Origin of the sequence: Filobacillus milosensis (assembly GCF_004402015.1) — a bacterium.
Lineage (GTDB): Bacteria > Bacillota > Bacilli > Bacillales > Alkalibacillaceae > Filobacillus > Filobacillus milosensis.
In genome coordinates this window covers 148486-168264 of record NZ_SOPW01000002.1, presented here as the reverse complement: position 1 = coordinate 168264, position 19779 = coordinate 148486, and the positions used below count along the sequence as shown (strand labels likewise).

The window sequence follows — 19779 nt, the reverse complement described above, 5'->3', positions numbered from 1 at the left end:
TGAAACTTTTCGTGAGCTATAACGTCTAATGCATAGGATGGGCTAAAATATCTTAACGAATGCTCATGTTCGTGGTATAATTTTATTTTAGTATGTCCGAGATTAGCTGGATTATACATGGATGTTATTACACGATTTAAAAAAAGCGATTATGGCTATTCTAATAGATAAGGAGGGCTTTTTATGGAATTTGAGTCCTTGTTACTGACATTTGTTGTTGCATTGTTAATTACGCCACTTGTTAAAAAGTTGGCTATTCAAATAGGTGCGGTTGACAACCCGTCCGGAAGAAAAGTTCATAAAAAAATTATGCCACGATTAGGCGGTTTAGCGATATATCTAAGTTTTATGATTGGTATGATTTTCTTTTATCCTGATTCGGTCTATACGATTCCAATTTTAATTGGTGGAACTATTATAGTTATTACCGGAATGCTGGATGATTTATACGAACTTTCGCCAAAATGGAAGTTGCTTGGACAAATCTTGGCTGCAGTTGTTGTGCTAGGTGTTGTTCAAGTTGAATTTGTTAACTTACCATTTGGTGGACAGTTATACTTCGGGATGTTAAGTATTCCAATCACCATTCTTTGGATTGTAGCGATCACCAATGCCATTAACTTAATTGATGGTCTGGATGGCTTAGCAGCTGGTGTATCTTCCATTGCATTACTAACTATTTCTAGTATGTCCATCATTATGGGGAATGATTTAGTTATGTTGATGGGCTTTATGCTTTTAGGGAGTACAGTTGGATTTTTATTTTATAATTTCTATCCAGCCAAAATATTTATGGGTGACACCGGAGCCTTATTTTTAGGTTATATGATAGGTGTCTTCTCGTTACTCGGGTTTAAGAACGTAACAGTATTCTCGTTTATTATTCCAGTAATCATTTTAGGCGTACCAATTTCGGATACGATTTTTGCGATGATTCGTCGTAAGCTACAAGGTCTACCGATTTCTGCACCAGACAAAAACCACTTACACCATCGATTACTGCAAATTGGTTTTAGTCACCCGGTAACGGTATTGCTTATTTATGTATTAAGCGGTATTTTTAGCTTGGCCGCTGTGCTATTCACTAAAGCTACAATGTGGGGGTCTTTATTACTCACGTTAGTTTTATTCTTAATTGTTGAGTTAGTTGTAGAGTTAACTGGCTTAATTAGTAAGAACTACCGCCCATTATTAAATTTTGTTAAAAAAGGCTTAGATATACGTCGATACTAATAGAAACGTCTGGCAATTCGCTCGTTTGCGGTGCCAGACGTTTTTTGTTTGTTGATGCAACTTGAGTATTAATTTAAATAGCTTAAGTACTATTCACAAAACTTGAGTACTAAAAATCTCAACTTGAGTACTTCGTTTATTTTTTGGAAGAATTTAATTTACTTCCACATCTTGTTCTACATATTTTTCTTCGCCAAGTTCCATTTCAATTTGATTTGAAGTTAAGTCAATGATCCAGGTTTCGAATACTTCTTTTTGGGCTATAGGTACATAGACATGAAACGTGACATTTTCTAAATATTCTATGTGATCTAAGAGGTATGAACTGCCTCTAAGTTCATTTTCTAGTTTTCCAATAAGTCCATAATCAGCTTTGATTAGAACTTCTTGCATTAATGAACGTTCGACAACACCAATATGTTTAATGGCTTCTGAAGTGGCACTGGAGTAAGCGCGTATAAGTCCTCCTGCACCAAGTTTAGTACCTCCGAAATATCGCGTAACGACAATAGTGGTGTCTTTTAGGTCCATTTTTTTCAGGACTTCTAGCATGGGTACACCAGCTGTTCCACTTGGTTCGCCATCATCCTGGGCTTTCTGGATTAAGTTTTGTTCACCAATCATGTAAGCTGAGCAATTGTGTGAAGCATCACTGTATTTCCTTTTTAAATCTAATATAAATTGTTGGGCATCTTCTTCAGTTTCTGTACGTTTGATGTGTCCAATAAACCGAGATTTCTGAATGACAATTTCATGAGATCCTTCTTCTTTAACGGTGAGATATTTTTCTAACATGTTATTGGCTCCTCTCCAAGTTCATTATAAGGAAGATAGGGAAAATGGGCAAAAGATGTTTTAAAGTAAAAAAAGTGATAAAATATGACTATAACCCCCACGAAAAAAGTCTTATAACCGAAATGGTATAGATATATTGGAGGAATTTGTGATGTCGGTTATTAAAGATAACGATCGAGCTTTAGACCAAGTCATTGATGAAATGATTAATGTTGTCTCAAATAGTAAAGATGAAGTCTTCGAAATTGGTGAAGAATCTCGAAAACAGCAAGATGCTTTAGATCAAGAAGTGAAGGAAATTAAGACTGAAGTGCAGAAGATAATTAAAGAAAGTGACGAACTTGAAAAAAGCCTTAAAGCTTCAAGACTTCGTTTATCTGAAGTAAGTAAAAATTTTAATCAATATTCTGAAGAAGAAGTGCGTAAAGTGTATAATAGTACGCATGAACTCCAAACTCAGCTTGTGGTACACAGACAAAAGGAAGTAGCTTTAATCAAGCGTCGCGATGAGTTAGAACAGCGAATTAAAGCTTTAGCTACAAGTGTAGAGCGAGCAGAAAACTTAATGAGTAAAATTAATGTAATTTTGACTTATCTTCAAGAAGATTTTAAGCAAGTTAATCAAGCATTAGAATCTGCTAAAGAAAAACAAGAGTTTGGACTCCAAATTATTGAGGCGCAGGAAGAAGAGCGCCGGAAATTATCGAGAGAGATTCATGACGGCCCTGCGCAAATGCTTGCAAATGTTTTATTACGTTCAGATATTGTCGATAAAACAATTAAGCAACGCGGTGTCGATCAAGCATTGAAAGAGATAAAAGATATGAAAGAAATGGCGCGCGGAGCTTTATATGAAGTGCGTCGGATCATTTACGATTTACGGCCGATGGCTTTGGACGACTTAGGGTTAATTCCGACATTACGAAAATATTTATCAACAATTGAAGACTATCATGAAATGAAAATTAACTTTGAAACAAGAGGTAAGGAAATGCGTTATGGGCATAAGTTTGAGGCTGCTGTGTTCCGCATGGTACAAGAAGCGGTTCAAAATGCAGTTAAACATGCCCAAGCCACATTAATTCGTGTCGTGTTTGAAGCGACGAACCAACGCTTAAATCTACTTATTGTAGATGACGGTATTGGATTTGATCAAACAGAAAAGAAAAACCAGTCATTTGGATTGATTGGTATGCGTGAACGTATAGAGATGTTGGACGGCGAATTGAGTGTCGAATCAGAAATAGGAAATGGCACTAAGGTTAAGATTTCTTTACCAAATGTTTACGAGGCTTAAAAGAAGTAATGTATCAGTTATACTTGAAAATGGAAACGTAAAACTGGGAGGTAAAATCATGGGTACACGAATCGTATTGATTGATGACCATAAATTATTCCGCGAAGGCGTTAAACGAATTTTAGAATTTGAAGATGGTTTTGAAGTCGTTGCTGAAGGTAGCGACGGATCTGATGCTGTAAATATTGTAGAAGAAACGAATCCTGACATTGTTATTATGGATATTAATATGCCGAACATCAACGGTGTTGAGGCGACAAGAAAGCTAATCGATCGTTTTGACGAATTAAAAGTGATTATTTTATCAATCCATGACGATGAATCATATGTCACACATGCTTTGAAATCAGGTGCATTAGGCTATATGCTTAAAGAAATGGATACTGATGAACTGGTTAATGCCATTAAGATTGTAAGTGATGGTGGTTCTTATGTTCATCCAAAGGTGACACACAACTTAATTAAAGACTACCACCGTATGTCAGCTATTCCTGGTGGACAAGTGGAGAGTGGCGGTTCGAGTAACGGTGCCTTTCAGCCTGTTGAGTACCGTAAACCTTTACACCTGCTTACCCGCCGAGAATGCGAAGTTCTGCAGTTAATGGCAGATGGTCAAAGCAACCGTGCCATTTCAGAAACATTGTATATTAGTGAAAAAACGGTTAAAAACCACGTATCAAACATTTTACAAAAAATGAATGTAAATGACCGAACGCAAGCTGTTGTGACAGCGATTAAAAACGGTTGGGTCGAAATGAACTAAAGAAAAGTCGTCGAAACGAAAAGTTTCGGCGACTTTTTGTTAATAGAGAAGCTTAAATTTCGGCGATGAATCGGGAACTTCTTATAATGCGTCCGTTTGATGATATTCTTGTTGACACAATAACGCGCTACTTAAAATCTGATTGAAATTGTTGTCTTGTTCCAAAGCTTTTAACTGATCACTTTTAACTTGATGGTTTAACCAAACATAAAAGTCTTTCTTTAGTTCAAAGTTAAAATCTTTTTCTACCTTACTCATCCACTGTTCACATGAATAGTCGTATAGAAAAAATTGTCCTTTGTGTTTGGGATTTGTTAGTTTGATGACACCAAGGCCGGATTTAAATGCTAAATTGAGATCAATGGGTTCATGTGTAGTAAACAGTTTGCGGTTAATACTGTATTGATTGATAACTGGATAAACAGCAGTAAATTCTTTGTTTATCGTTTTCAGGTGGGATTCTAATATGTTGCAGTCCAACTTAATAAATTCGTTGAAGGGCTTGTCTGCATATTCAAAATAAGGAAGTAATTGATGCCGAACTTGGACCATATAAGATAAATTTATATAGTCCTTGTTTTTCTCTAGTCTGTGATTAGGTTTCAAAAGGGTTATAGGACTCAATTAACTCACCTCGATCCACAATTTTTATGAGTTAAAGCTATCCTGTTTAAGACTGACTTTTTGCTCATTAGGTGGTTGTAAACCCCTTAATTTTATCTCTTGTTCAATGAGCAAAATAAAATGGTTCTCTAAATTTAATGTTTTCGCATTTGAATACAACTTGATTAACTCATGATCGCTTAAAGCGTACACTCAAAACACTCCCTAACCATCGCCCGAAGATTTAATATTCCTTCACTCACAAATAGGCAGTCTCGCCGAATGGCAGAGACTGCCTGCTTGTCTCACTCCTTTCGACAACTCGGCGATCATAGTAAATTTCACCTTAGACCCGTAGTTTTGCGTCCTTACCTTTCAGCAAGTTTGCCCTTTTCGATTCGTGACTTTCGTATCTGTATGTTTAAATCTATCATATCTAACAAACAGGGCTAAGTAAAGTATATTTATGCAAAAATCTAAATATTTCGACATTAATTTCAAATTAAGTAATTAAGCTATTTATAGTGCGTCGTGAATAGGAAGGAAGACTTAAGAAGTGTTTTCTGATGACGGGAATTTAATTAGTGTCCGATACAAAGAATTTAGTGGCCAATACGAAAAAATTAGTGGCTTATACTTTCGATTAGTGTCCAATTTATATAGGTTAGTGTCTAATAGTAAATAATTACTAAAACATACTCTTCCATTTTTTGAGATTTAATTATATAATAATACCGAAAATTAATAGTTTTTCCTCAAAAATCCCTTTCAATGGAGGTGTGATCTTGATCATTAAAAATCATGAGCCCCCACACAAATTACTAGTCGCAGAATCCCTCAAAAGGCGGCTAATAACTCAACATCATTTTTATGGTAAAGTTAATGAGATTTTTCTGATGGAACGTGCAGGTTTCTTTGGAGAATTGAAGGTGGATTATCCATTAAGTAAACTTAACTTCAAACACGTGATTGCACACGATTTAAGGCTTCCTTTTTATCAAAACTACTTTCAAATGGACACACTTCTATTAAACCCTCGCATTCTATTAATTTTAGAAGTGAAAAACCTTCCTGGAATAGTATCCTTTGATTTAACTGCAAACAAAATGATCCGTACTCGAGATGGAGTAACAGATTATTACGATGACCCTGTCATTCAAGTGAAAGAACAAGCCTTCCAGTTGAGTGAATGGCTTGAGACGCATGGGTATTCTAATGTGCCAATTGAATATTTAGTGGTTATGGCAAATCAGGAAACGATACTAGACATAGACTCTTCATATCATGAACATTTAGAGAAGGTTGTTCCAATTTATGGGCTTTCACAGAAAATCCGTTCAATTTATTCCTCTTATTCCACAGATTTCATTACTTATTCCAACCTTTTTAATCTCGGTCAATTAATGGTGGACCACCACACTCCAGCAAAAGTAGATTTGATGAAGAAATTAGGAATAACAAAAGAAAATCTGATTAGAGGGGCTTTTTGTCCTAAATGTAGTGCAGTACCGATGATGTGGAAGGGGAGGCGGTGGCAATGTTGGAGTTGTAATCATCGTTCTCTTACAGCACACTTACCTGGTCTTAAAGATTATTATTTATTGTTAGGTGATCAAATCTCTAAACAAGAATTTATGTGGTTTATGAACTTAAAGAGTGATCGTACGGCAAAACATTTATTAAATAAAGAGAACCTAATCAAAAACGGGAGTGCTAGAGGTATTACGCATGAATTAAATTATAATTTAGAAAAAGATTTTAACGATATCATATTTTAATGGCCGATACTTAGAAATTAGTGTCCGATTTTCATGAATAATAGCCAATACTATTAAGGTAGTGTCCAATAAAGGGCTGGCATTTTCGATTTTCCAAATGGCACTATAAGTTTTTTAATATATATAGTAAAATTATAGTTATAAAAAAGGGAGGTAGAGTGAATGAAGACTGTTGTTGTGACGGATAGTACAGCATACATACCGCAAAAGCAACTTGAAGAGCTGAATATTCATGTGGTACCGCTTTCTGTGACGTTTGGGTCGGAATCATATCGTGAGATTTATGATATTACAACGAAAGAGTTTTATGAAAAAGTTAAGACATCTGACGAGCTTCCGAAAACATCGCAACCGTCGATTGGTGATGTACTTACGAAGTATGAAGAGTTAGCTGAAAACTATGATACTATTATTTCAATCCATTTATCGAGTGGGATGAGTGGAACTTATCAAGCGGCGGCTTCCGCAGCTCAAAGTATCGAAGGAGCTAACGTGCATCTGTTTGATACAGAAATTAGTGCGATGGCTCAAGGTTTTTATGTACTTCGTGCAGCTGAAATGGTCAAGCAGGGTGCAGAGCCAGAAAAAACCATTGATGAGCTTGAAAACATTAAAAAAGAAATGCGTGCTTATTTTATGGTAGACGATTTGCGTCATTTGCAGCGTGGTGGTCGCTTAAGCGGTGCGCAGGCTATGGTTGGAAGCCTTCTTCAAATGAAACCACTTCTTCATATTGAGAATAAGACGATTGCCCCTTTTGAAAAAATTCGTACAAGCAAAAAGGCGTTCAAGCGTATGGAACAGCTGTTAGCAGAAACGGCTGAGGAGGCGGAAGAAGTTAAGGCGTGTATCATTCATGCTGAGCGCGAAGAAGCAGCAAACAAGTGGAAAGAGGATCTTGAAGCGAAGTATCCTAATGTTAATTTTGTTTTAAGTTATTTTGGTCCTGTCGTTGGAACACACTTAGGTGAAGGCAGCTTTGGCCTTTGCTGGTATAAAGTCAAATAATTATTGAACTCATTTATTTTTAATTCCAGAAAAGACAGGCGCCCTTGCCTGTCTCTTTTCTTTATAGGAGAGATGATGATTGAACCTAGAAACATTAGCCTCGCAATATGATGGAAAACTTCTATTAAAACAAGAACTCGATGATTCTATTTTTAATGAATTAGTAAATAAAGGTCTGATACAAAAAGTGTCTGGTATTCAAAAACGATTAGGCTTAACGACGTGTCAGAGGTGCTTTAATCAAGAAAATAAGTACTTTGGAAAAATGCCTATGGATATTATTTATTGTAGAAGATGTATCATGATGGGGCGGGTTAGTGAGGTCGAGCCTCTGTATTACTGGTTGGGGGATTCACATGGTGTTGAACCTATTGAAAAAGCGTGTCAATGGAAAGGTGAGCTAACGCCCTTACAACAAAAGGCTTCTGATGCGATTATTGATACTATTGAAAGAAAAAGTCGTTTGCTTATCAATGCGGTTTGTGGAGCAGGTAAAACTGAGATGCTTTATGAAGGGATTGAAGCGGCCATTGCGCAAGGCCTGAAAATCTGTATCGCCACACCGCGAACGGATGTGGTAAGGGAATTAGCCCCTAGGCTGAGGCGAGATTTTCCGAGAATCCAGTCAGCAGCACTTTATGGTGATTCAACCGAGCTTGATCATGGTGCGCATTTGGTTATTGCAACCACTCACCAACTCTTGAGGTATCGTCAGGCCTTTGATGTCATCATAGTCGATGAAGTCGATGCCTTTCCGTATCATAAAGATAAATCACTTCCGCAAGCAGTAAAAAGAGCGGCGAAACCAGAGCATGCGATGATTTACTTAACCGCTACTCCTCGAACAGACCTCAAAATTAAGTCGGCACTTCATTTAATCCAGACGGTTTCAATTCCGATGCGCTTCCACGGACACCCCCTTCCAGTACCAACCTTTAAATATGTTAGAAAACTAGAAAATCAGCTTCTTGATCAAAAATTACCTCAAGCTATTCAGCGATGGATTTATAATCGAAATGGAAGAAGATATTTGTTATTTGTGCCCACGATTGAAATGGCCCACCACTTATCAAGACTCCTCAATAACACCCCTTATGTTTTTGCAGAAAGCCCCAACCGTAAAGAACTCATCCAACAATTTCGTAATAAAAATATCAGTGCGCTGATTACCACAACTATTTTAGAACGAGGAGTGACTTTCCCTTCCATTGATGTTGCAGTTATAAAAGCTGACCATCATGTGTTTGATGTAGCTGCACTAGTACAAATCTCAGGTCGATCTGGAAGAAGCGCAACTGATCCAACGGGTGATGTCACATTTTTCTATGAAACGAAAACGAATGCTATGGTTCAAGCGAAGCAATATACGTTAAAGAAAAATAAAGAAGCAAAGGAGTATATGAGGTAAATGCATTGTTTGATTTGCTTTAATACGCTTCATGAAGACACTACTTGGGCGACGTTGTTTGAGTCTAAAGAAGAAATTGTTTGCGAATCGTGTAACGAAAAATTTGAGCGATTGGACTTAGAAAAACATCACTGCCAAAGATGTATGAAACCAATATCTCATGAAGTGAATCTATGCGGTGACTGTGTAGCTTGGCGAGAACGCATGGGTATAGACCCGTTATCTCGAAACATTTCAATCTATTCTTATAATGAAGACATGAAAGACTTAATGGCACGATTCAAATACCGTGGCGATTATGAGTTAGTTAAGGTATGGGAACAAGAAGTAACACAAATCTACCAGCACTATTTCGCAGGAAATGATTTTACTATTGTCCCGATTCCATTATCCGAAGAAAGACTCTCAGAACGAGGCTTTAATCAAGCAGAAGCCATCGCGCAATTAATCGGTCCCACTCAATCCCTTCTCATTCGTAAACATTCTGAAAAACAATCAAAGAAAACGAAGTTGGAACGAATGCGCACTAGCAATCCATTCCGTTCTAAAATCCGGAACGCGCCTCGTCACATTTTGCTAGTCGATGACATCTACACAACGGGAACAACGTTAAGGCAAGCAGGACAAGTCCTCTTAAACAGTGGTGCGCAACAAATTTTTTCCCTAACCTTAATACGTAGTTAAAAAATTCAAAGAACGACTTTGTGATTCGAGGTTTTTGTCGATATAATAGATAGAAAGAATGTACGAGGAGGAGTAACATGGGGGAATTAGCGAATTGCCCGAGATGTGGGGCATTGTTTTTAAAAGGGGCACAGGATGTTTGTAAGGACTGCCACAATGAAGAGGAAGAGAAGTTTGATACAGTCTATGCGTTTATCCGTCAGAAAAAGAATCGTATGGCGACCGTTCTGGAAGTATCTGATGCAACAGGGGTTGAGGAATCTCTAATTATGAAGTGGGTTCACAAGAAACGTCTGCATCCGGCATCTTTTCCGAATTTAACTTATAAATGTGAGCGCTGTGATAATCAGATTTATGAAGGGAATTTATGTAAGGATTGTGCTGAGGAACTGAAGAAAGGTTTCACAGATGATCAGCCGAAGACAATTGCTGAACAAAAAGCTGAACAAGATAAGAAAAGAGCTTATATTAATATGACTGAAGAAAAAGAATGGAAGCGTTAAACATTTTTCGGTTGTTGCCGATATAATTGTTAGATAGTAAGTCGGTAAAAGAGGTGAAATGAATTGAAAATTAATCCATTAAATAACACCAATCTGAATCCATATAAAAAGAATATTCAAAAACAGCAGGACGTAAAGAATGCTGGGCAACCTCAAGATAAATTAGAGATTTCAAATCAAGCGAAGCAACTACAGGGCAATAATAGTATTGTAGAGGCAAGACAAGAGAAAGTGGACGAATTAAAGAAACAGGTTCAAAACGGTGATTATCAAGTAGATCCGAAGAAAACCGCAGAGAAAATGATTGATTTTTGGACGAATCGACGGTTATAAGGAGAGGGTCCTTTGTCTATTCAAAAGATTACCGAGCATTTAGAGAAATTATATCAGCTGAATGAAAGTTTATTAACTTTGTCAAAACAAAAAACAGAGCTTGTGAAGAAAAGCAAGATCGATGAGTTCAACGAGCTGCTGATGAAAGAACGTAAACATGCTCAGGCAATTGAACAGGTTGAAGCAAAACGAGTGGAATTAACTGACGAGTGGTTTATGAAGCATGCGCCAAATACGAGTGAAAAAACTTTGAGTCAGATGATTGAACTGGTGGAGGGCGAAGCTGAGAAAGAAAAACTTCAAACTGTTTATGAGAATCTGATTGTTAATTTAGCTGATTTGAAGCAACAGGAAGCATTAAACCAAGATTTAATTCAACAGTCGTTACAGTTTATTGAGCTTTCGATGGAGATGTTCCAACCGAACTCAAAAAACATGAACTATGATAAGCCTAAAGGACAGCAGGGTAAGAGTTCGAGTCAATCGGTATTTGATTCGAAAGCTTAAATAGAGCGGCTGATTATTGTCTAGCGCATTACGCCCAACGACTGGGTGACTTCCCAAACGAACCTACGATAAGTCAACATCGACTCGTTACCTCGTCGTGTTTCCTTTATCTCAGTTCGTTCGGTCCAGTCACTGCGTCGTTAATCGGGCGCATGCGCTTTTCGAAAAAGGAGCGAGACATATGCCTTCAACTTTTCACGGATTAGAAGTTGCTCGACGCGCGTTATTCACGCAGCAGTCGGCATTACATACAACAAGCCATAACATTGCGAATGCCAATACGGAAGGTTATTCGAGACAGCGTGTTAACTTTGAACAGACAAGTCCTTTCCCTGCACCGGGGCGTAACCGTCCTGAAATTCCTGGGCAAATGGGAACTGGGGTTGAAGCGGGTCAAATCGAACGTATTCGTGATGAATTTTTGGACTTTCAGTATCGCAGTGAAAATAATAAAAATGGGTATTGGAGCGAACGATCTGATGCGCTTAGTCGCATGGAAGATATTATGAATGAGCCGAGTGATCAAGGGCTAGCTAAAGCGATGGACCAGTTCTGGAAAGCAACTCAAGATTTAGCGACTAACCCTGAAGACGGTGGTGTTCGCCGAGTGATGCGTCAACGGGCGACATCTCTAGCTGAGACATTTCAATACGTTGACCAATCTTTGAAGGACGTTCAAGGTGAACTGAAAAATCAACTCGAAGCCAATGGTAGTGAAGTCAACGCAGTTCTGAGTCAAATCCAGGAACTTAACGATCAAATCGGCCGAGTAGAACCGAATGGGTATTTACCTAATGATTTATACGACAAGCGCGATAATTTGATTGATCAGTTATCAGAGTTTGTGAATATTAAAGTTGATTATGTTGGTAGTGGTGGAAACTCAAAACCTTCTGCGATGGGGAAGGCGGTTATCACCCTGGCGAATGATGATCGACAAGCGATGCAGTATGACTCTGATGGCGATGGAACAAAAGACAGTGATATTCAATTAATTACTAGTAACAATAAAGTTCAAGACTTTAGCGTGGATTTCAATAAATACAATGGGCAAGAACTTGTGTCGATGATTAATGTTAACGGTGTGGATAGCAGTGGGAATGCGTTCCAAGTAAACATTGATCCATCAGATTTCAACTCATCTGGGCAATTACGAGCTGTGATGCATGCGAATGGTTATGTTGACGTTGATGATGTTAATAATCCTACGACCTTTTCAAATGAAGGTGGGGATTATTATCAGATGATTAGTGATTTGAACAAAGTTGCTTTTGAATTTACGAAAAAATTCAACGAGGTCCACAGACAAGGTTACGATATGAACGGCAACGACGGCAGAAACTTCTTTGTTACAGTTGGAGGAGCTACAAGCATTGACGAAACCAATGCGGCATCAATGATTGACTTACATCAAGATATTAAAGACAGTGAAAACAACATCGCAGCTTCAGCTGATGGTAATCCAGGTAATGGTGAACATGCCATAGAATTAGCAGAAGTTAGAGATTTAAAAACTGTCGATTTAAATGGAAACTCCGTACAAAAATATTACGAAGGTATGATTGGTGATTTAGGCGTACAAGCTCAAGAGTCTAACCGAATGGCGAACAACTCTGAACAACTTCTTACATCAGTAGATAATAATCGTCAATCAGTAAGCGGTGTTTCTTTAGATGAAGAAATGGCAAACATGATTAAATTCCAACATGCATATAATGCAGCTGCGAGAAGTATGACAACGGTAGATGAAATGCTTGACCGAGTAATTAATCAAATGGGAATCGTTGGAAGGTAGGTGAAAACTGATGCGCGTCACACAAGGTATGCTTAATAACAATATGCTAAGAAATATCAGCCAGGGTTATGAACGGATGGACAAGTATATGGATCAGCTATCGACTGGTAAAAAGATTAACCGTCCATCAGATGATCCGGTTGTGGCAATGCGCGGCGTTAGTCATCGTTCAACTTTAGATAAAGTTGAACAGTATGAGCGCAACATCTCAGAAGTACATAACTGGATGGATAATTCTGATGAGGCTTTGAATGAAACGGGACAGGCTTTGCAACGTTTGCGTGAATTAACAGTTCAAGCAAGTAACGATACGTATGATAATAACCAGCTTAAAAATATTAATGAAGAAGTGAAACAACTTACTAATCACATGAAAGAATTAGCAAATACGAAAGTAAATAATAAGTATATTTTCAATGGCACGGATACCACGCAACCACGTTTCAAAGAAGACGGTACACTAAATGATGCAGCCAACATTTCTAATGCAGCAGTAAACATCGAAGTTTCTGACGGTATTCGATTACAGGCAAATGTAAACCCGGAAAATGTTTTTAGTCAGCAATTATTTGATGATTTGCAGGAACTTGGAAATAAATTAAGTGATCAAAATACAGCAGGCGCTGATTTAGATGAGTATATTGGTAAAATTGACGAACACTTTCAAGGCTTAGTCAATGAACGTGCTGACCTTGGTGCACGTATGAACCGTGTTGAAATGGTGGAAGATCGAGTAAGCCAGCAGAAGGTCGCTACCACTAAACTTCTTTCTGACAATGAAGACGCGGATATTGAAGAAGTTATCATGAATTTGAAAATGCAGGAGAGTGTTCATCGTGCATCATTAAGTGCAGGTGCTCGAGTCATTCAACCGACTTTAATGGATTTCTTACGATAATAAAATGCTTGGACTATCTGTGTGAAGCAGATAGTCTTTTTAGCATAAAAGGTGAGTAGCTTATGGACTTCCCACAAATTCGAATACAGTCACAACCAGCGAAAATAAACATTCAATTGACTAAGGGGCAACAAACCATTCAACAACCCAAGGCAGAGCAATCGATTCAACAGCCTAAAGCTGATTTACAGATTAAAACTACACCTTCAAAACTGACGATTGATCAGAATCAGGCATGGAAAGACATGGGTTTTTTGAGTTCAGTTGAAGCGGCAGAAGAGTCTGCTCAACGGGGTTATCAGGATTTATTAGCTGGAATCGCAAGACGAACTCAAGAAGGCGACCAACTTATGCGTATTGAAAATGGTGGGGATCCAATTGCCTCCATCTCTAAAAGTAATGCCAATCCACCAATGAAAGAATTTAATATTGGATGGATCCCTTCTGCAGGATCAGTCAAAATAAACTATCAGCCATCCGAAGTGAATATAGAGTCGAGAACCAATAAACCAATTATTGAAGTACGACCTCGTAAACCAATGCATGATTATCAACCAGGTAATGTAAATATATCAATGCAACAATATCAAGATTTGCAAATAGATTTTGAGAATTTGAAATATAAGTTTTTAAATTTTGAGAAACAAATATAAAAAAGAAGTGGTGAATTATGAATATTCAAACGTTATATTTTGGCGAAGTACAAATTGACGAATATCAAGTGATTAAATTTCAAAGTGGAATCCCTGGCTTTAATGAATTTAAACAGTTTGTTTTATTAGATATTGAAGACAATCCTATATACAAAGTGTTGCAATCGTTAGACGAAGAAGGACTTGCATTTATTGTGACGAATCCATTCTTAATCTATAAAGGCTATGAATTTGACTTAGATGACGCAGTGGCTGAACAACTGGAAATAAAGACAAAAGAAGATGTTTCAATTTTTTCAATTGTGACAGTTGAAGAACCTTTCGACCAATCCACTATTAATTTAAAAGCACCTATTATCCTTAATCTAAACAAAGGTTTAGGGAAGCAAGTAGTATTAAACCTAGAAAACTATCATACTAAACATTCAATTAAAGGGGGGGAGCTCAGTCATGCTCGTACTGACTAGGAAAGTAGGGGAGTCGATTCAAATTGGGGATGACATTCAATTAAAGGTCGTTTCTGTAGATGGAGACCAAATAAAGGTGGGCATCGAAGCTCCCAAATCCGTGGATATTTATCGATCAGAAATCTATGAACAGATTAAGCTAGAAAACGAAGCAGCCATCCAAATGACAAAAAATACACTAAATTTATTAAAAAATACAAAAAAAGACTAAAAGAATGTTTCACAATGTCGATATAATACATGTAAAAATAATCAGTCACAAGTCGGCCGACAAAAGACTGTTTATTTTGCCACAAGGACGTGGTGAAAAAATAACTTTATATTCAGGGAGGAATATATACAATGAGAATTAATCACAATATTGCAGCATTAAATACTTATCGTCAATTATCTAATGCAAACAATGCTCAACAAGGTTCAATGGAAAAATTATCTTCTGGTTTACGTATTAACCGTGCTGGAGATGACGCAGCTGGTCTAGCTATTTCAGAGAAAATGCGTGGACAAATCCGCGGTTTACAACAAGCAGAAAGAAACGCTCAAGATGGTATCTCATTAATTCAAACTGCTGAAGGTGCTTTAAACGAGACTCATAGTATTTTGCAACGTATGCGTGAGCTAGCAGTTCAAGCATCAAACGACACTAACACAGACACTGACCGTTTTGAGCTTCAAAAAGAAATTAACCAGTTAACAGAAGAAATCACTAGAATTGGTGATAATACTGAATTTAATACTAAAAATCTATTAGATGGCTCTTTTTCAGGTTCTTTCCAAATTGGAGCAAATGAAGGACAATCAGTATCACTCGACATTGGGGATATGACTTCTGATAGTTTAAATGTTACTGCTGATAGTGCTGTATCTGTAGTTGATAAAGGCTCAACAGATATGACTGGAAGTTCAAACTTAGATAAACTTGCAGGTGGAAGTTACTCAATTGAAGTTGCAACAGACGGTAGTGCAACACTTTATGCTGATGATGGGACGAGTGTTGCAACAGGTTCAGTAACGGACACTGCTTCATCTGATGCTTCTGTATCTTTCTCTGTTTCTGGTAGCTACACTGCTGATGGATCATCTTCTAGTGTATCGATTACTTTAGCTGATACTGATACAAGTTCTAGTGGTGTAGCAACTACTGCAGGTACTATTAATGTAAATGTATTAGAGCAAGGTCAGGGTATTAGTGTAATGGATCAAAATGATGCTGATTCTGCTATTACATCAATTCAAAGTGCTCTAGATCGTGTTTCTGCAGAGCGCTCAAAACTGGGTGCATATCAAAACAGGCTAGACCATTCAATTAATAATTTGGGGACTTCAGCTGAGAACTTAACTGCAGCAGAATCTCGTATTAGGGATGTAGATATGGCAAAAGAAATGATGAATCAAACAAAGTCATCTATACTTGCTCAGGCATCTCAAGCAATGCTCGCACAAGCCAACCAACAGCCACAGGGAGTACTTCAACTATTACGTTAAATTTTATTAAAGGCCGCCCATTTTGGCGGCCTTTAATAATTTAGGCTCTATAATATTGGCTCTAAAATATATGTTGGGGTACAGGTAATTTACTGATAAATAAAAAAACACGCAATCTCCTAATTTTGTTAAACTTTATTTAGACCAATAAACAAGCTCAAAAGGAGATGCGTGTATTATAAACAAATGAAATTGAGTACTTCGTCAAACCACCTTTGCTATTATCTTTTAATTGATAAAGAGCTATATTTCTATTGGAACTACATTAATGGTCCTAAGGATTTTCTCTTATAGTATCATCACCTTTGAATTCATCAATGCAACAACTTCAATAAAAAGAAATTATTACACCAACAATTTAAAGATATAAAAGTTCTAGTCGTATAAGTTAGGAGTGAGCATTTACTTATCCCACATTCGAAATAGAACAATAATTTAGGAGTTGATTAGATTGAAGACTATAAATTTAGATATAAGTACAAAAGTTAGTGTAAAACTTAATGAACCAATCTTAAATTATTTGGGTGGAGTAAACCCCAAAACTGAGTGGGAAGAGAGGACAATTGCTGCACATAAAATTCCTAGTAAGGAAATAAGAGATAAGCTTAAAGCTGAAAAACAAAAAGCAGAAGAATATATACATACTCAAGAAGGTGCAACAAAGGTGAAAGAGTTTGCCACTGAAACTACTAATTTATTTAATAAAATGTTAGGTAATCCTGGATATGCATTAGAATATATAGGAAATAAAAGGTTTGTGTTTATTGGTGGAGCAATGCGTACCGGCGGAACTTTTCTAGAACAGAAATTATTTAACTTATTCGACTTGAACATTAAAGAATACAACTTACATATTGTACACGATACATTACCTAATGGTGTGGCAATTAGGCATATGCATAGACCCCCTAATTATTACTTAGTACTTTTCGAAATAGCCGAATTCTTAGTTTGGGCTAAAAGAGAATTTAAAAATTCTTCTATTATTATAAAGAAAAGATCATCTTTCGAGACTATACTACCATTTCTTTATAGTATATTCGGTGATCAGGCTAGTTACTTAATTACAGTAAGACATCCTATTCCCTCGGGCTATTCAATGGCAAAGAAAAGAGGATTTAAAATAGATGCACATGATAGCCCAGATTGGTGGGAAAAATTTGTTCGTTCAAATGATCCTATTACTGAATCAGATTGGAATAAGCTGAATTATATTGAACGTTTCATAAAATACTGGCAATGTTCATATGAACTAGTAGCCAAGAATAGGACTTATAATCAAAACATAGATATAGTCACCTACGATCAACTTAGTTTTGAAGAAACTCTTAATAATATCTCAAAAAAATATAATGGGCATGAAGTAGATATGACTGATTTCAATTTAATTGAGAGACATTATAACAAAGCTTGGTCTGCAGATGTATTAGGTGAATCTATTGAACGAGTAAGAAGACAATGGAGTATAAGTGGATTAGAATTTCCGGAATTAGAATTAAAATAAGCTATCCTTAATAGTGATAGCTTATTTCTATAAAGAAGTAAACATTATTGTGAAATTGCCGATATAAATGTAAAGATAATTTGGATGAGGAGTTGTGTTTAAAATGGAGGCAAGTCCTATTTTAAAAGGATCTCAACTCCTGCAGAAATCTAGAGAAAATGAACCATTTACACCAGTCAGGAACCGATCCGTCAAAGAAAGTTTAAAGGAACATCAAGAGAAAGTTATAAAAAAAGAAGAATCTCTATCTAAGGATGAAGCAATTAAATTAATAGAAGGGTTAAATGATTTCTTAAGCCCAGTCGATACACAATTAAAGTTCGAGTTTCATGATAAGTTGGATGAATATTATGTAACTCTTATTAATCCTGAAACTAAAGAAGTAGTTAAAGAGATTCCACCAAAAAAATTGCTTGATGTTTATGCTGCAATGGCGGAACAATTAGGTTTTATAGTAGATGAAAAAGTCTAATAGGAGGTGTCTAAAGTGAACAACATGCGAATTGGTGGTCTTGCCTCTGGGATGGATATCGATAAACTTGTTAATGATTTAATGAAAGCTGAACGTATTCCACTTCAGAAAATGGAACAAGATCGAACATGGATGACTTGGCAACGAGATGCTTATCGTGAGATGAACACTTTATTATACGAACTTGATCAACAAGCTTTGAATTTAAAATTAGATAAAACTTTTAATTCGAAGTCGACAACTTCTTCTCAATTAGACTCAATTACAGCAACTGCGACAACAGAAGCAAAAGAAGGAAGTTATGAAATTGAAGTCAAACAATTAGCAACAGCTGCTATCAATGTTAGTCAAAGTGGTATATCAGCTACTAATAAAAAAATAGATCCTAATAACTCATTGCAAGCTGAAGCAGATGCTGGTAATTTAGCTAATACATTAGTAACAGGCCCACTTGAATTTACAGTTTATAGAGAAGATGGACCTCAAGATTACTCTATTAATGTTCAGGGGTCAGATTCACTAAATGATGTTTTAAATAAAATCACTAACCAAGACAATGGAGTAAGAGCTTTCTATGATTCCCAAACCGATAAAGTAGTTTTAGAGCGAACTGAAACAGGTGATTATAATCAATCAAATAACTATTTAGGAGCTGAAATTGCGTTTAATGGTTCAACTTCTTCTGGATTTTTTACTGAAACTCTGCAAATAAAGAATGGTGATAATTCCACGGGGACTTGGAAAAAGGTTGAAAAAGGTGGAACGAACGCCGAATTCATTTATAATAATGCCCTTACCTTGGAGTCAAGTTCCAATTCATACACATTAAATGGTATAACATTTAATTTTTCTGACAAAACAAATGGTAATGCAATAATTTCAGTAAACAGCAATATTGATTCTACAGTTGAAAAAATCACAGGTTTTGTAGATAAGTATAATGAATTAATCGAAAAGTTTAGTGACCGGTTAAACGAAGAACGTTATAGAGACTATAAACCACTTTCTGATAAAGAAAAAGAAAGTATGACAGAAAAACAGGTTGAACTTTGGGAAGAAAAAGCTAAAAGTGGTTTGTTAAGAAATGATGGTATTTTACAGAATAGCTTATATGATATGCGACGAGCATGGTATAGCGAGATTGAGAACAATAATGATAAGATTAATTTAATATCTGATATTGGGATTACCACATCTTCTAATTATTTAGAAAACGGGAAATTAATCGTAGATGAAGAGAAATTAAAACAGGCATTACGTGAAGATCCTGATGCTGTACAAAACCTTTTTTCAAATGACAATAGCGGAGAATCCCGTGGAATTGTTAATCGATTAGAGGATGTTATGAAAAATACTATGAGTCGTATTAATGAGCGTGCAGGAAAAAGTTCTTATGTTTTCTCTCAATACACTATAGGCAGGAATATTGATGATCTTAATGACGAAATTAATCAGTTTGAAGAAAGGTTAACTAGTGTTGAGAATAGGTATTGGAATCAATTTACTCAAATGGAAAAAGCTATTCAACAAATGAATCAACAATCAGCTTTCTTAATGAATCAATTCGGCGGTGGAATGTAAAAGCAATTGTTT

22 protein-coding genes and 1 riboswitch are annotated in these 19779 nt (G+C 36.5%); of the genes, 19 read left to right on the top strand and 3 right to left on the bottom strand.

Annotated features, from left to right (window positions below; all coding sequences use genetic code 11):
- The first annotated feature begins 183 nt into the window (after positions 1 to 183).
- Positions 184 to 1233: a glycosyltransferase family 4 protein gene (locus tag E3U55_RS02510; RefSeq protein ID WP_134338750.1), complete on the top strand. Its 1050-nt coding sequence runs from the start codon at positions 184 to 186 to the stop codon at positions 1231 to 1233.
- 153 nt (positions 1234 to 1386) lie between these two features.
- On the opposite strand, the gene E3U55_RS02505 is transcribed toward E3U55_RS02510, so the two are convergent.
- Positions 1387 to 2028 carry a YigZ family protein gene (locus tag E3U55_RS02505; protein WP_134338749.1) on the bottom strand — a complete coding sequence of 214 codons (642 nt, stop codon included), beginning with the start codon at positions 2026 to 2028 and terminating at the stop codon, positions 1387 to 1389.
- 151 nt (positions 2029 to 2179) lie between these two features.
- Between E3U55_RS02505 and E3U55_RS02500 the strand changes: the two genes are divergently transcribed.
- Positions 2180 to 3325, top strand: a complete 1146-nt coding sequence (locus E3U55_RS02500) for a sensor histidine kinase (protein ID WP_134338748.1) — start codon at positions 2180 to 2182, stop codon at positions 3323 to 3325.
- Between the two features lie 58 nt (positions 3326 to 3383).
- On the top strand, positions 3384 to 4088 hold the full coding sequence (locus E3U55_RS02495; protein ID WP_134338747.1) for a response regulator: 705 nt from the start codon (positions 3384 to 3386) through the stop codon (positions 4086 to 4088).
- Positions 4089 to 4169: 81 nt separating this feature from the next.
- Here E3U55_RS02495 and E3U55_RS02490 read toward each other — a convergent pair whose 3' ends face one another.
- Both E3U55_RS02490 and sda read right to left on the bottom strand, forming a co-directional pair.
- On the bottom strand, positions 4170 to 4712 hold the full coding sequence (locus E3U55_RS02490) for a hypothetical protein (protein WP_134338746.1): 543 nt from the start codon (positions 4710 to 4712) through the stop codon (positions 4170 to 4172).
- A 24-nt stretch (positions 4713 to 4736) separates the two neighbouring features.
- Complete coding sequence (sda, locus tag E3U55_RS02485) at positions 4737 to 4904, bottom strand: sporulation histidine kinase inhibitor Sda (RefSeq protein WP_134338745.1); 168 nt, start codon at positions 4902 to 4904, stop codon at positions 4737 to 4739.
- A gap of 100 nt (positions 4905 to 5004) precedes the next feature.
- Positions 5005 to 5090, bottom strand: a riboswitch (cyclic di-GMP riboswitch).
- Between the two features lie 386 nt (positions 5091 to 5476).
- Between sda and E3U55_RS02480 the strand changes: the two genes are divergently transcribed.
- From E3U55_RS02480 to E3U55_RS02405, 16 genes are all read left to right on the top strand, one after another.
- Entirely contained in the window at positions 5477 to 6469 is a 993-nt protein-coding gene (locus E3U55_RS02480; protein WP_134338744.1) for a nuclease-related domain-containing protein, read from the top strand.
- Positions 6470 to 6631: 162 nt separating this feature from the next.
- Positions 6632 to 7477, top strand: a complete 846-nt coding sequence (locus E3U55_RS02475; protein WP_134338743.1) for a DegV family protein — start codon at positions 6632 to 6634, stop codon at positions 7475 to 7477.
- A 79-nt stretch (positions 7478 to 7556) separates the two neighbouring features.
- Positions 7557 to 8885 (top strand): DEAD/DEAH box helicase, encoded by a 1329-nt coding sequence (locus E3U55_RS02470; protein WP_194840795.1) that lies wholly within the window; start codon positions 7557 to 7559, stop codon positions 8883 to 8885.
- Entirely contained in the window at positions 8886 to 9569 is a 684-nt protein-coding gene (locus tag E3U55_RS02465; RefSeq protein ID WP_134338742.1) for a ComF family protein, read from the top strand. It abuts the gene before it with no gap.
- A gap of 77 nt (positions 9570 to 9646) precedes the next feature.
- A complete protein-coding gene (locus E3U55_RS02460) occupies positions 9647 to 10072 on the top strand; it encodes a TIGR03826 family flagellar region protein (RefSeq protein WP_134338741.1) in 426 nt (141 codons plus the stop codon).
- A gap of 63 nt (positions 10073 to 10135) precedes the next feature.
- The gene (gene flgM / locus E3U55_RS02455; protein ID WP_134338740.1) at positions 10136 to 10405 is read left to right on the top strand and encodes a flagellar biosynthesis anti-sigma factor FlgM; all 270 of its coding nucleotides are present in this window, start codon (positions 10136 to 10138) and stop codon (positions 10403 to 10405) included.
- Positions 10406 to 10417: 12 nt separating this feature from the next.
- Positions 10418 to 10912: a flagellar protein FlgN gene (locus E3U55_RS02450; RefSeq protein WP_134338739.1), complete on the top strand. Its 495-nt coding sequence runs from the start codon at positions 10418 to 10420 to the stop codon at positions 10910 to 10912.
- 181 nt (positions 10913 to 11093) lie between these two features.
- Positions 11094 to 12707, top strand: coding sequence for a flagellar hook-associated protein FlgK (gene flgK / locus E3U55_RS02445; RefSeq protein WP_134338738.1), 1614 nt, complete (start codon positions 11094 to 11096; stop codon positions 12705 to 12707).
- Between the two features lie 10 nt (positions 12708 to 12717).
- Positions 12718 to 13605 (top strand): flagellar hook-associated protein FlgL, encoded by an 888-nt coding sequence (gene flgL, locus E3U55_RS02440; RefSeq protein WP_134338737.1) that lies wholly within the window; start codon positions 12718 to 12720, stop codon positions 13603 to 13605.
- Positions 13606 to 13667: 62 nt separating this feature from the next.
- Complete coding sequence (locus tag E3U55_RS02435) at positions 13668 to 14258, top strand: DUF6470 family protein (protein WP_134338736.1); 591 nt, start codon at positions 13668 to 13670, stop codon at positions 14256 to 14258.
- 17 nt (positions 14259 to 14275) lie between these two features.
- Positions 14276 to 14725, top strand: coding sequence for a flagellar assembly protein FliW (gene fliW / locus E3U55_RS02430; protein WP_134338735.1), 450 nt, complete (start codon positions 14276 to 14278; stop codon positions 14723 to 14725).
- Positions 14709 to 14936: a carbon storage regulator CsrA gene (gene csrA / locus E3U55_RS02425; RefSeq protein WP_134338734.1), complete on the top strand. Its 228-nt coding sequence runs from the start codon at positions 14709 to 14711 to the stop codon at positions 14934 to 14936. The genes fliW and csrA overlap by 17 nt, the downstream gene beginning before the upstream one ends.
- A gap of 131 nt (positions 14937 to 15067) precedes the next feature.
- A complete protein-coding gene (locus E3U55_RS02420) occupies positions 15068 to 16210 on the top strand; it encodes a flagellin N-terminal helical domain-containing protein (RefSeq protein ID WP_134338733.1) in 1143 nt (380 codons plus the stop codon).
- Positions 16211 to 16661: 451 nt separating this feature from the next.
- Positions 16662 to 17714, top strand: a complete 1053-nt coding sequence (locus tag E3U55_RS02415; protein WP_134338732.1) for a hypothetical protein — start codon at positions 16662 to 16664, stop codon at positions 17712 to 17714.
- A gap of 103 nt (positions 17715 to 17817) precedes the next feature.
- Positions 17818 to 18186, top strand: a complete 369-nt coding sequence (gene flaG / locus E3U55_RS02410) for a flagellar protein FlaG (protein ID WP_134338731.1) — start codon at positions 17818 to 17820, stop codon at positions 18184 to 18186.
- A 24-nt stretch (positions 18187 to 18210) separates the two neighbouring features.
- On the top strand, positions 18211 to 19767 hold the full coding sequence (locus E3U55_RS02405) for a flagellar hook-associated protein 2 (protein WP_134338848.1): 1557 nt from the start codon (positions 18211 to 18213) through the stop codon (positions 19765 to 19767).
- Positions 19768 to 19779 lie beyond the last annotated feature (12 nt).